15 protein-coding genes and 1 pseudogene are annotated in these 11995 nt (G+C 38.5%); 13 read left to right on the top strand and 3 right to left on the bottom strand.

Annotation, left to right across the window (positions count from 1 at the left end; genetic code table 11):
• Positions 1–22 precede the first annotated feature (22 nt).
• Positions 23–370, top strand: coding sequence for a DoxX family protein (locus MHI41_RS09065; protein ID WP_076821624.1), 348 nt, complete (start codon positions 23–25; stop codon positions 368–370).
• A 72-nt stretch (positions 371–442) separates the two neighbouring features.
• On the opposite strand, the gene MHI41_RS09060 is transcribed toward MHI41_RS09065, so the two are convergent.
• Positions 443–631, bottom strand: a complete 189-nt coding sequence (locus MHI41_RS09060) for a hypothetical protein (protein WP_057079479.1) — start codon at positions 629–631, stop codon at positions 443–445.
• 258 nt (positions 632–889) lie between these two features.
• Here MHI41_RS09060 and MHI41_RS09055 point away from each other — a divergent pair, with 258 nt between their 5' ends.
• The 9 genes from MHI41_RS09055 (at position 890) to arsC (ending at position 8195) form a co-directional block, all read left to right on the top strand.
• A complete protein-coding gene (locus tag MHI41_RS09055; RefSeq protein ID WP_342494733.1) occupies positions 890–2059 on the top strand; it encodes an NAD(P)/FAD-dependent oxidoreductase in 1170 nt (389 codons plus the stop codon).
• 42 nt (positions 2060–2101) lie between these two features.
• Positions 2102–2782, top strand: a complete 681-nt coding sequence (locus MHI41_RS09050; RefSeq protein WP_342494732.1) for a TetR/AcrR family transcriptional regulator — start codon at positions 2102–2104, stop codon at positions 2780–2782.
• A gap of 163 nt (positions 2783–2945) precedes the next feature.
• On the top strand, positions 2946–3596 hold the full coding sequence (locus tag MHI41_RS09045) for a PAS domain-containing protein (RefSeq protein ID WP_035700980.1): 651 nt from the start codon (positions 2946–2948) through the stop codon (positions 3594–3596).
• Positions 3597–3607: 11 nt separating this feature from the next.
• A complete protein-coding gene (locus tag MHI41_RS09040) occupies positions 3608–3982 on the top strand; it encodes a RidA family protein (RefSeq protein ID WP_017367342.1) in 375 nt (124 codons plus the stop codon).
• A 72-nt stretch (positions 3983–4054) separates the two neighbouring features.
• Positions 4055–5158 (top strand): threonine synthase, encoded by a 1104-nt coding sequence (locus tag MHI41_RS09035; RefSeq protein WP_342494731.1) that lies wholly within the window; start codon positions 4055–4057, stop codon positions 5156–5158.
• A 127-nt stretch (positions 5159–5285) separates the two neighbouring features.
• Complete coding sequence (locus MHI41_RS09030) at positions 5286–5627, top strand: hypothetical protein (protein WP_342494730.1); 342 nt, start codon at positions 5286–5288, stop codon at positions 5625–5627.
• A gap of 508 nt (positions 5628–6135) precedes the next feature.
• Positions 6136–6450, top strand: coding sequence for a metalloregulator ArsR/SmtB family transcription factor (locus tag MHI41_RS09025; RefSeq protein WP_173408458.1), 315 nt, complete (start codon positions 6136–6138; stop codon positions 6448–6450).
• 12 nt (positions 6451–6462) lie between these two features.
• Positions 6463–7761 carry an arsenic transporter gene (locus tag MHI41_RS09020; RefSeq protein ID WP_342494729.1) on the top strand — a complete coding sequence of 433 codons (1299 nt, stop codon included), beginning with the start codon at positions 6463–6465 and terminating at the stop codon, positions 7759–7761.
• A gap of 14 nt (positions 7762–7775) precedes the next feature.
• Complete coding sequence (arsC, locus tag MHI41_RS09015) at positions 7776–8195, top strand: arsenate reductase (thioredoxin) (protein ID WP_251186042.1); 420 nt, start codon at positions 7776–7778, stop codon at positions 8193–8195.
• A gap of 395 nt (positions 8196–8590) precedes the next feature.
• Here arsC and MHI41_RS09010 read toward each other — a convergent pair.
• Both MHI41_RS09010 and MHI41_RS09005 read right to left on the bottom strand, forming a co-directional pair.
• Positions 8591–8873 (bottom strand): annotated as a pseudogene (locus tag MHI41_RS09010) (maltose acetyltransferase domain-containing protein).
• A gap of 2 nt (positions 8874–8875) precedes the next feature.
• Entirely contained in the window at positions 8876–10039 is a 1164-nt protein-coding gene (locus MHI41_RS09005) for an isocitrate/isopropylmalate dehydrogenase family protein (RefSeq protein WP_342494728.1), read from the bottom strand.
• Between the two features lie 77 nt (positions 10040–10116).
• Between MHI41_RS09005 and MHI41_RS09000 the strand changes: the two genes are divergently transcribed.
• From MHI41_RS09000 to MHI41_RS08990, 3 genes are all read left to right on the top strand, one after another.
• The gene (locus MHI41_RS09000) at positions 10117–11289 is read left to right on the top strand and encodes an MFS transporter (RefSeq protein WP_342494727.1); all 1173 of its coding nucleotides are present in this window, start codon (positions 10117–10119) and stop codon (positions 11287–11289) included.
• A gap of 195 nt (positions 11290–11484) precedes the next feature.
• A complete protein-coding gene (locus MHI41_RS08995) occupies positions 11485–11832 on the top strand; it encodes a hypothetical protein (protein WP_008343786.1) in 348 nt (115 codons plus the stop codon).
• Positions 11833–11861: 29 nt separating this feature from the next.
• On the top strand, positions 11862–11987 hold the full coding sequence (locus tag MHI41_RS08990; protein WP_008343787.1) for a hypothetical protein: 126 nt from the start codon (positions 11862–11864) through the stop codon (positions 11985–11987).
• Positions 11988–11995 lie beyond the last annotated feature (8 nt).

The raw sequence follows: 11995 nt of genomic DNA, 5'->3' as shown, positions 1-11995 counted from the left end.
TGGTCAAATAACTTAGAAAGATGTGATCACTATTTTCATTCTTATTCTACAAATTGTATTAGCCGTTTTCTTTTTCCTCACAGGAACGAAAATCATATCAGGAAAAATGGCAGAAGAGTTTAAACGATTTGGTTTACCCGCATTTTTCAATATTTTAACGGGGGCTCTTGAGTTAATAGGCGCTGCTGGAATGCTAGCCGGCATATGGATCCCAACATTAGCATTATTATCAGGCTTATTGTTAGGAGGTACGATGCTGGCAGCTGCATTTACTCTGATCGTATTGGCCAAAGATCCCTTTAAAAAAGCAATCCCTGCACTTGTTTTATTCGCTCTCAGTATCGGTGTCAGCTTATACCACATTCTTTAAATTCATATTAAAAAATCACAAAAACCTAAACAAATCTCCACTGTTCATGACGGTGGATTTTGTTTAGGTTTTTTAGCGATTGAATTGCTTTCGAAGCACTAGGCATGAGACAGCAAATACTGCGAAAGCGCCCAATGATCCAGCAGCAAACACCAGCTCAAATTGTTCTGTTTTCGGTTTGAATAACAAAGGGACTGAAAGAATGAGCGCGGCACCACTAAAGCTCAATCCTAATATCAACATGGCCAATAATTTATTCATAAGAACACCTCTTACACTTAGAATGAGAACAATGGAGATCTACTGATCCTAAGTATCGTTGTTATGATTCGACAACCTTTAACCGTCCTAAATGGAGTGTATCATATGATGTTGGGCGATTGGTTTCTTTTCATGAAAACACAATCGTAAAACAAACGATTTTTAAACGAACACTGTTCTTTACGAACGATGTTCGTTATGATATAAATGAGATGTAATTTAAAACGATTTCCACAAAGGGATGAGGAGATGCAGAAGATGACATCATTATCTAAGGATCAAAAGCAAATCGCTATCATTGGAGGAGGACCTGGGGGACTAACACTTGCCTTAATTTTGCAAAATTACGGTATACAAACAACCATTTATGAACGAGAGATGCATGACAAGAGCCTTGAACGAGGCGGCTCACTGGATATTCACGAAGAAACAGGTCAAAAAGCTTTAAAAGAAGCAGGAGTTTATGAGAAATTTCAAAAGAAGGCCCGCTATGAAGGGGAAGATTTCCGATTACTTGATAAATCAGGAAGAATTTATTTAGATGAAGAAACGGAATCAGATCAAAAAGGTACTCGCCCGGAAATTGATCGTGGTGTGTTATGTGAACTACTGTTAGAACAAATTGATGCTGAAACCATCAAATATGGGTATAAACTAGAAAGATGCGTTTCATTAGAAAGAGGTATGACAGAGCTTCATTTTGAAAATGGAATTGTCGAAACAGTTGACCTTTTGATTGGGGCTGATGGTGCTTTTTCTCGTGTGCGTCCTCTGTTAACAGATATTGAGATTGAATATTCTGGGCTTACGATGCTGGAATTAAATGTCCTCAGCGTAGAGGTGAACCACCCTGATTTAGCTGAATTTAATAAACGTGGTAAGATGTTTGCTTTAGAAGACCATAAAGGACTGATTGGGCAGTTAAACGGAGATGGCCGAATCAAAGTGTATGCAAGCCTTATGGTAGAACGCAACTGGATCGAGACTTGTGGTATACCGTTTCATCAAGCGAAAGAAGCAAAAGAACAATTATTAGCGTTATTTAGTGATTGGGATGATCAGCTGAAAAATTATATTCGTTATGCAGAAGATGCCATCATTCCAAGACGGATTTATACGCTTCCTGTCGGTTTTAAATGGAATCGTCATAAAGGAGTTACGCTTATCGGTGATGCAGCTCACGTCATGTCGCCATTCGCAGGCGAGGGTGTGAACATGGCGATGTTTGATGCAAGGGAGCTAGCACTTGCTATTGTCCGACATCCTCATCATATTGAAAAGGCGATTGAAGAATACGAAGACATGATGTACGAATATTCATCGGAAAAAGCTCATGAATCGGAGAATAGTTTAAAACTGTGTTTTTCAAAAGACGCTGCGGTCAAGCTTGCAGATATGATGAATTCTTTTCAAAAGGATGATGATTGATGCTCAATTTACTATTTTACTTTGACATGTTATAAAGAGAGTATGAACAATTCAAATCGTCGTATTATAAGTCGCCGGTCTCGGCCGGCTAAAGAACCCTTAAGCCGTGAGCTTATTGTGAAAACGGCCTATGAGCTTCTTAAGGAGCAAGGAATAGAGGGCATGAGTATGCGTAAGGTGGCTAAAGCATTGGATACGGGACCTGCATCCTTGTATGTCTACGTGAACAATGTTCAAGAACTCAGTGCTTACGTATTGGATTATGGTCTCGGGCAAATGGTTTATCCAGATTCAAAGGATAGCACATGGAAAGAACAGTTATTCGACCTATTGCATACTTATTTCCTACTGCTATTCGAAAAACCGGGTCTCGCTGAAATTTCTCTTTCCACCATTCCACAAGGAACGAACTTTCTTCACTTGACCGAACGTATTCTCGCTGCATTGCATGAAGGCGGGATCAAATCTACATCTGCAGCATGGGGAGTAGACCTATTGCTGTTATACGTATCTTCTGTAGCATACGAAAAGGTCTCTTGGAAGAAACAAGGCTCTTCACAGATTTCAGACACAAAAAAAGCATTTCTTCAAGCAGACAAAACGCAGTTTCCTTTCATTCATCTTGTAAAAGAAGAAATGTTTGCAGGTGATACCGTATCAATGGAACGGTTCCGATGGGGAATTGACGTCATTTTGTATGGAATCCAGCAGGAAGACAATTAGAAAGGAGCATAAGCAAAAAGCAGTCAATGGCTGCTTTTTTTTATGTGGTGATTTTCATATTTGTGACCTTGTGAGCATTATAGTATATAAATAAATCTATATATTGTTTTTATATATAAAAAATTATATAATCTAGTGGAATAAAAAAATGAGGTGCTTAGGCATGGAACATATTAAAAAGTTATTAGAGAGTTATATTCCTTTAGCAAAATCTACTGCAAAAATGTTTGGACCAAATTGTGAAGTGGTGATTCATGATTTAACGAATCCTCAAGCATCTGTCATGTTTACAGTAAATAACCATGTGACAGGAAGAGAAATCGGCCAATCATTTGATCATCTAGTCAAGACTGTATTACAATCAGAAGATTTTAAAGAAGATTATCTGGCTGGTTATACATTTGTAACAGAAGATAAGCGTACGATTCGTTCTTCGACTTCATTAATACGTGATTCAAAGCAAAAAGTGATCGGTGCTTTCTGTATCAATTTTGATGTTGAAGCACTGAATCAAATGCAGCAATTTATGGATACTTTTCTTACTACACACGTGGAAGCTCAAGAGAAAGAAACAACATCAAATGATGATCTTGAAAATGTGGAAGAAATAGTAGATCAATTGATTCAACAAATCATTCAAAACAGTGTTCACCCAGTCATGAAACGTCATGAAAAAATTGAACTAATCAAATTTATGGATGAAAAGGGCATTTTTTTAATGAAAGGATCTGTTGAGAAGGTCGCATCTATGTTAGGTATTTCCAAAGTAACCGTCTATAGCTATTTGGATGAAATCAAAAATAAATCGAGGTAAGGAGTGTCAACATGGAAAGCATACTCGAGGTAGGAAATCTAAAATCAAACGGACACTATGCATTCGCAACCATTCATCAAAACACGGTCTATGTGTCAGGACAATTTGCCATCAATCCTGAAACGACAGAAAAAGAGTTCGGCCCCATTGAAAAAGAGACATTACAAGCGCTTAAGAATGTAGAGATGATTGTAGAGGCTGCTGGAAGTCAAAAAGAAAAGATTTTGCGCATGACATTATACATTTCAGATATTGAATTATGGGACAAAGTAGATGCGGTTTATACCGAATTTTTCGGTGAACATAAACCAGCTCGTACGATTGTACCAACGAATGAATTACATTTTGGTTTCAAAATTGAAATGGATGCCATTGCATATATTTAGAATATTTTTTTGACCACCCTATATAAAAAATTATATTTTGTATAAAAAAATATTCAAAGGGGTAGATGATGAATGAATCAATTAATTTGTAACCATTGCGGGGAAAAATATGAGATGACACCAACTCTATGGAAATGTGATTGTGGTGGAGTATTAAATCTAGTGAAAGATACCCCGAAAATAGACGTCACAGCTTGGGATCACTATCCAAATTCATTATGGCGTTATGTTGAAACCATGCCATTTCAAAAAGATTCTAAGACGTGGGAAACTGTGACAATGGGGGAGGGCCAATCTCCTTTAATCGTTCTAGATCCTAATGAGCCAAACACTTATGTAAAAGTTGATTATATGATGCCGACACTATCATTTAAAGACCGTGGAGCAGCTGTGTTAATGACAAAAGCTAAGGAATTAGGGGTAACAAAAGTCATTGCTGATAGCAGCGGGAATGCAGGAACGGCAATTGCTGCGTATGCTGCGCGTTGTGGTATTGCCTGTGACATCTATCTAAGTGATCAAACATCACCTAAAAAAGTCGCTCAAATAAAAGCCCACGGAGCAACGATTAAAGAAATTCATGGTACACGAGAAGACATTGCAGCTGCGGCCCAAAAGGCAGTAGACGAGGAAAACGTTTTTTATGCAAGCCATGTCTATAACCCTTATTTTTTCGAAGGTACAAAAACATACGCCTATGAAATCTATGAGCAACTAAAAGGAGCACCGGATGCTTTAATCATTCCGGTTGGAAACGGCACTCTGCTGCTCGGTGCGTATTATGGCTTTAAAGAGTTATTCGAAAATGGTCTCATTCATAAAATACCGAAAATTATTGCCGTACAAGCAAAGAACTGCGCACCACTTGTGAAAGCTTTTCAACATGCGGAGGAATCAGCAACGCCTATGACAAATAAAGGGACTGTAGCAGAAGGAATAGCTATTGCTGCCCCGGCGCGTTCTAAACAAATTTTAGAAGCTGTATACAAGACGAATGGTACGTTTATTGATATTGAAGAAGAAGAAATTCTCCATGCACGCTCTAAACTAAGTGAGAAAGGATTTTATGTAGAGGTGACATCTGCCATCAATTTTGCTGGCTACATGAAATATCAAAAGGAATCAGCAGAAACCATCATCATTCCTCTTTGTGGTGCAGGGATTAAATCAACATAAACCTTAGAAACCCAGGTAGAATAGAGAGTTGCGTGCTCGTTGACCTATTATATGATCAATCAGGAGTGATATTAGCGAGTGTTGAAACGACCATTACAATTTGAAAACGGAGGAATGATTCGCGGGAATGGATTTTACTCATTGCGAAGCACATTGGTCTTACACCGACTTCCATGATTTTAGATGCAGGTTAGCAGCATGTATCGGTATGAATTTAGATGGAATGGAGGGATTTGGCGGGGACATACCATTTGAAAACTTTACAGATGACATCATTCCTTTGCTTGATCTTTCGGATTCTGATAGTTACTTAATGCCAGATGTTTGTCAGACCGTTGCAGTTAGATTGCGTCAACTGATCCGCAATTGGCCAGATGATGATATGGATAAAATGAACGCTCTCCATCTAGCAGAGGGAATGGGAATGGAACTGGCACATCAACAAAATGAGCCTTTGGGATTTATATAAAGTAAAGAGAATCTTTACGGATCAATTGATTCTTTCCCTCAATAAAATAGAGGTCAAGGATAAAGTTTTTCATTTGTGTTCATGACGTAAAACCATGTCTTAAGTGACATGGCTTTTTGCTTGCAATAAAGTACGAAAGCGATATTAGAACATATTCAAACAGCTCGACATTACACAATAACCAAAGCATAAGCAGAAAATTGGTTTGCAAAAAAATGTTGGTACTGGTACTTACCCCCCCCCTAATGACTCATGATAGCATCATAAATCCAACAGCATGCTGGCACAAAAATGATAGCTATTATGATCCAAAAATAGAATTTCCTTAAGGTGAAATGAAAGGGGAGCATAACTAAGAATAAATTTTTGTTTAAATTCATATAATCAATTGATTATATAAGTTTTCAGTTATATACTGTTGAAGGAGTTGATAACAGGGACCGACACCCATATTTGAAAAGAGGGGGTAATCATTGTGACTGCAGATGTTTCAATTGGTGTGACACATATGTCGAATTGTTTAAAAACACTCAGTGATCAAACAAGACTGATCATGATGAAATTGTTTTTGGAGAAAGAATATTGTGTGTGTGAACTGGTAGATATGTTCGAAATGAGTCAACCAGCTATTAGTCAGCATCTACGAAAATTAAAAAAAGCTGGATTTGTCAATGAGAACAGAAAAGGGCAGTGGCGTTATTATTCAATTAATACACTGTGTCCAGAAATTGAGACGATTCGTATGATCTTAAATCAAATTAATAAAGAAGATGACCTTTTAAAAAGAATACAACAGAACGCAACAAACATTTCTTGTTCGTGAGGAGGGATGGGTTTGAGTTTTGCCGTTTTATCATTACTCATATTTTTGTTAACTTTGGTATTGGTTATTTGGCAGCCAAGAAATCTATCCATAGGGTGGTCCGCATGTGGAGGGGCCATTTTAGCATTAATCGTAGGTGTTGTGAATGTTGACGATGTGATCACCGTGACAGGCATCGTTTGGAATGCGACTTTAGCTTTTGTCGCCATTATCGTCATTTCACTCATCCTTGATCGAATCGGCTTTTTTGAATGGGCAGCATTGCATATGGCAAAAGCTGCAAAAGGCAGTGGGTTGCGTATGTTTGTGTATGTGACCATCCTTGGTGCAATCGTCGCTGCTTTATTTGCAAACGACGGTGCAGCACTTATTTTGACACCCATTGTTTTAGCCATGGTCAGAGCATTAAACTTCAATGAAAAAATAGTATTCCCTTTTATTATCGCGAGTGGGTTTATTGCAGACACAACTTCACTGCCCCTTGTCGTTAGTAATTTAGTGAACATTGTAACAGCCGACTATTTTAACATTACGTTTATTGAATATGCATCCAGAATGGTGGTTCCAAACCTTTTTTCGTTGCTTGCGAGTATCACTGTACTGTACCTTTTCTTTAGAAAGAGTATACCTAAACGCTATGATATGAATGAGTTAAAACACCCAAGTGAAGCAATAAAAGATCCAAAGATGTTTAGATTATCTTGGTATATATTAGCTTTTTTATTGATTGGTTATTTTGCAAGCGAATTTTTATCTATAACTGTATCGGTCATAGCTGGTGTGATTGCCATTTTATTCTTGGTCATTGCACAAAAAAGCCCTGCTGTTCAAACAAAAAGCGTTCTAAAAGAAGCTCCCTGGGCGATTGTTTTCTTTTCCATAGGTATGTACGTTGTTGTCTATGGCATGCGAAATGCAGGGCTTACTGATGCTCTTTCAAGCGTGATTCAAGCTGTAGCAGATCAAGGTTTATTAGCAGGGACTCTTGGTATGGGATTTATAGCAGCGATTCTTTCATCTGTCATGAATAATATGCCGACGGTCATGATCGATGCATTAGCCATATCCGGCACCGATACACAAGGAATGATGAGAGAAGCGTTAATATACGCAAATGTCATTGGTTCTGATTTAGGCCCGAAAATTACGCCCATTGGCTCCTTAGCAACACTTCTATGGCTCCATGTCCTTTCTCAAAAAGGTGTGAAGATTTCCTGGGGGACATATTTCAAAATAGGGGTCATTTTAACTGTACCAACACTATTCATTACACTTTTAGCTTTGTATTTCTGGCTATTGATTATACATTAAAGGAGACGATCAACATGTCAAAGAAAACAATTTACTTTTTATGTACCGGTAATTCTTGCCGCAGTCAAATGGCTGAAGGTTGGGCTAAAAAGCATCTTGGAGATGAGTGGAAGGTTTATAGCGCTGGTATTGAAGCTCATGGATTAAATCCGAATGCTGTAAAAGCAATGAAAGAAATAGGGATTGATATTTCTAATCAAACGTCTGACCTGATTGATCAGAAGATATTACATCACGCTGACTTAGTCGTAACACTATGCGGGGACGCAGCTGATAAATGCCCGATGACTCCTCCTCATGTCGAACGTGTCCATTGGGGCTTTGATGATCCAGCAAAAGCAGAAGGAACAGAAAAAGAGAAGTGGGCATTTTTCCAAAGGGTAAGAGATGAAATTGGAGATCGATTGAAACAGTTTGCTGAGACTGGAAAATAGTGCTGCGTTTGAGTCGATTGAATATAAAATCTAATAATAAAGAGGATCAAGTCAAAGGTTCTCTTTTTTTGCATTAATTAATAGATAAGACATAACCATTCATAAGATTTATGCTAGCGCTTAGAAAACGTTCTCTGTAATGCCGAATCGAATCATTACAAAGAACGTTCTCTTTGTGCCGACTTGGAGAAGAGCTACTAAACACGAGTTGGAAGAGAGGTGGTATTTATAATATAATATCAAAACTTAAAATTGAACTTGAACTCTTCTAGTTTACATAATATATATTCTAGGAAGTTAAAGAACAATTAAAATTTTTTGTCTCATTATTAAGTATACTTATCTTATTGAGATAAAACGAAAAATGAAAATCCAACGGTTGATTTGTTAGATTTTCATTCCTCTAAATGTTTTAAGATTTTTGCAAGATTCCCGCCAACAATCACATTTGCCGGAACATCTTTTGTCACAACGGATCCTAATGCAATGACAGCATGATGTCCAATTGTGACTGATTTGCCGAATTCAATACCTGTTTTTGACGTTCTTCTGGATTTAACGGATGTCCAGCTGTATATATATGTACATTTGTCGCGCTTTTGCTCGATCTGCCATCAATGTGTGGTCATTTGGGTGATAGTATTCTCCCTTGATCATCTTTTCTTTTTCTGTTTTCATGTTCATCTCCCTTTTATTGAAACTTCATTCATCGTTTGAATGAATGCCTCGGTGAATTGTGTCGTCGTCTCATTTCCTCCTAAATCCTTCGTTTTCAAGTTCTTTTTTAAGGTCTCATCAAGAGTATGTTCGATCAGACTGGCTGTCTGTTTTAATCTTTCATCTTGATATTTCACATGTAGCCAGTTACAAAGCATCACTGTAGAAAGAATCATGCCCATTGGATTGGCGATATTTTGACCAGCAATATCCGGTGCTGATCCATGTGCCGCCTGTGCCATCGCTTGATTTTCGTTGCAATTTAATGAGGGTGCCATTCCTAAACTGCCGACTAGTTCCCCTGCAAGATCAGATAAAATATCGCCAAACATATTTTCTGTCACAATCACATCAAAATCACCTGCACGTCTCACTAAATGGGCAGCCATCGCATCAATATGAATATCCTCAACCTCTACTTGCGGATATGCTTTCGCTACCTCTTGACATGTTCGTAAAAACAAGCCAGATCCTAATTTGATCACGTTCGCTTTATGAACAATGGTGACTTTCCCCCTCCTCTCCACTGCACATTGAAAGGCCGCGTGGGCAATACGGGTAATTGCTTTTTTTGTAAACACACCTGTAGATATGGCGACATCTGGTGTAATCATCCACTCTCCTGTCCCCTGATACATATTCCGGTCTGGATAAAAGCCTTCTGTATTTTCTCGAAAAATGACCAGGTCGACGCCACTGGCAACGCTTTTTACACCTGGCAGCGATTGCGATGGACGAATATTTGCAAATAAATCAAATGTATGACGCAGTTCTCCACTTGGATTTCTTCTTTCTTTCACTTGATCAGAATATGAAGCTGAATCATGAGGTCCTAATATCCAGCCATGGCATTTTTTCAAGGCGGCTATAGTAGAAGCTGGCACTGGATCTTGATGAGAATGAATGGCTTCAGCACCGATAGGACACTCTACAAATTCCACAAATGGTTCATTGAACTGTGACAACGCTGTCTTTAAAATACGCATACTAGAATCAACAATTTCCGGTCCAATCCCGTCTCCCTTTAAAACACCCATTCGATATGACATATGTATCGCCCCTTTTGTCTTTATTCTATCAAAGAATGATGAAGTTAGAATATTTTCTTCATGATGATCCTCCCTCATGTTATTTACGAATCAAGAAGTCTCCTTTATAATCGAGTAGATTTGTTCTGTAAGACTACATAGATATGAGGGATTAGATGAAATTAAAGTGGTATAAAGCGATCATTGTTATTTTTACGATGTCTGGGATCTCCATCTCCACTTGGTTTTCAAGAACACCAGAAGTGAGAGATTTGTTGCAAGCAGATACAGGCACAATGGGACTCATTTTACTCGGCCTATCTGTAGGTTCCATTGTCGGGCTGATTCTTTCCAATGTATTCGTTCGCAAAAAAGGCGGCCGAGTGGCGATTGTGGTCAGCGCTTTTTTAATGTTTATTGGATTCTCAACCCTTGCAATCGGCGCCGCACTCTCTTCTATGCTAATTGTCACTGCTGGTCTTTTTCTTTTTGGTTCAGGCTCAGGCATGTGCAATGTAGCCATGAACTTAGAAGGAACGGAGATTGAGTATCAGATCAAGAGAACGATCATGCCGATTTTGCATGCTTCTTTCAGTATTGGAACGTTAATTGGTGCAGGTGCCGGAATTCTCTTTATTTATTTAGGTGTGTCTGTCCTCATTCACCTTCTCACCATTGCACTCCTTTTCTTTCTCAGTATCCTGATTTGTACACGGTTTATTCCGCACGGGACAGGAAAAGATCAGGATGAGACGCAGACAGAATCAATTGAGGCTTCTCAAACATCATGGCTGAACAAACGAACGATCTCATTAGCGATGATTGCCTTATGTCTCGCATTTGTAGAAGGTTCTGCAAATGATTGGATTCCACTAGCAATGGTTGATGGCTATCAGGTTTCTCATTCAATGAGTACGGTCATCTATGCATTATTTTTGTGCGGGATGATTAGTGGCAGACTGGTAAGCGGACGTTTTATTGATCGCTTTGGTAGGGTGCTATTGTTAAGAATCGCGATCTTATCTGCTGCCGCCGGACTATTCTTGGTGATTTTAAAGATTTCACTCGTCGTGTGTATGATATCTATCTTTTTATGGGGACTTGGCGCATCCTTAGGCTTCCCGCTGACCATTTCAGCAGCTGGTGATGATAGCCGCTATGCTGTCAAGCGTGTCAGTATCGTCACTTTATCTGGGTATACAGCCTCTCTATCAGGGCCCCCTGTTTTAGGACTGCTCGCCAATCAAGTCGGACTGCTTCATGCGTTTATTTTTGTTCTGTTTGCCATTTGTATTGCAGGAATCTTTACAAAAGCTGTTGCAAAACCGACATCAATACATTCTTTTTAAAAAGTGCCGGATCTTTGATCTCGGTACTTTTTTTAAATTTAATAAATAAAATTGAAACCTTTCATGAAGTGAAACAGTCCTATAGATGTCTTGATGTTTAGCGCTTTTTTAAAGAGGGAAAGTAAAAAAATAAGACTTTTCAAATAACTGAAAACGTGGTAAGATCATGAAAATAAACAGGAAGGGGTGAGAAAAATGAAAAAAAATATGCTGTTAAAATTAGCAGTCTTATTCATAGCACTTGCAAGTTTTCATTTGTTCTCAATGCCTCATTCCGTTCAGGTATACCATCATGCAAAGGTGGTTGCTGATCAAGAATCACATGAAATGAAAATCGTTCAGACAGCAGGCGATGAAAAGAAACAAAAACATGTGAACGCAGTATTTGCGGCATTTACAGCACTGCTAGTCATTGGCAGTATGGCAGCTGGATTTGCACGCATCACTTATACTGATCGATTTGACCGGAAAAAGAAGCATTTACTTGCAGTGTTCTACCAGTCTTCGAATTTCCGAGTAGCTCGTGTTAACCCAACCATTTAAATCAAACAAAAATTGGGAGGTTTTACACGATGTTATTTTTCTTAAGAGTATTCATTCTAGGTCTGTTCTCTGTCACTTCACTTTCTCTTTTCGTTTACCAAGGAATTGAAGTAGTGCATGCCATCACAAGCATGTTTGGCAATCACGAGAGTTAAATTGACCT

It is taken from the genome of Bacillus sp. FSL M7-0307 (genome assembly GCF_038627835.1).
In the GTDB taxonomy this organism is placed as follows: Bacteria; Bacillota; Bacilli; order Bacillales; family Bacillaceae; genus Bacillus; species Bacillus altitudinis.
The sequence above is the reverse complement of the archived record's forward strand: the minus strand, read 5'-3'. Positions and strand labels throughout refer to the sequence as shown.

What these genes read in the sequence shown, in the direction of transcription:
- MHI41_RS09060 (WP_057079479.1), bottom strand. Translation starts at nt 631, where the DNA reads ATGAATAAATTATTGGCCATGTTGATATTAGGATTGAGCTTTAGTGGT.
- MHI41_RS09055 (WP_342494733.1), top strand. Translation starts at nt 890, where the DNA reads ATGACATCATTATCTAAGGATCAAAAGCAAATCGCTATCATTGGAGGA.
- MHI41_RS09050 (WP_342494732.1), top strand. Translation starts at nt 2,102, where the DNA reads ATGAACAATTCAAATCGTCGTATTATAAGTCGCCGGTCTCGGCCGGCT.
- MHI41_RS09045 (WP_035700980.1), top strand. Translation starts at nt 2,946, where the DNA reads ATGGAACATATTAAAAAGTTATTAGAGAGTTATATTCCTTTAGCAAAA.
- MHI41_RS09040 (WP_017367342.1), top strand. Translation starts at nt 3,608, where the DNA reads ATGGAAAGCATACTCGAGGTAGGAAATCTAAAATCAAACGGACACTAT.
- MHI41_RS09035 (WP_342494731.1), top strand. Translation starts at nt 4,055, where the DNA reads ATGAATCAATTAATTTGTAACCATTGCGGGGAAAAATATGAGATGACA.
- MHI41_RS09030 (WP_342494730.1), top strand. Translation starts at nt 5,286, where the DNA reads ATGGATTTTACTCATTGCGAAGCACATTGGTCTTACACCGACTTCCAT.
- MHI41_RS09025 (WP_173408458.1), top strand. Translation starts at nt 6,136, where the DNA reads ATGTCGAATTGTTTAAAAACACTCAGTGATCAAACAAGACTGATCATG.
- arsC (WP_251186042.1), top strand. Translation starts at nt 7,776, where the DNA reads ATGTCAAAGAAAACAATTTACTTTTTATGTACCGGTAATTCTTGCCGC.
- MHI41_RS09005 (WP_342494728.1), bottom strand. Translation starts at nt 10,039, where the DNA reads ATGAGGGAGGATCATCATGAAGAAAATATTCTAACTTCATCATTCTTT.
- MHI41_RS09000 (WP_342494727.1), top strand. Translation starts at nt 10,117, where the DNA reads ATGAAATTAAAGTGGTATAAAGCGATCATTGTTATTTTTACGATGTCT.
- MHI41_RS08995 (WP_008343786.1), top strand. Translation starts at nt 11,485, where the DNA reads ATGAAAAAAAATATGCTGTTAAAATTAGCAGTCTTATTCATAGCACTT.
- MHI41_RS08990 (WP_008343787.1), top strand. Translation starts at nt 11,862, where the DNA reads ATGTTATTTTTCTTAAGAGTATTCATTCTAGGTCTGTTCTCTGTCACT.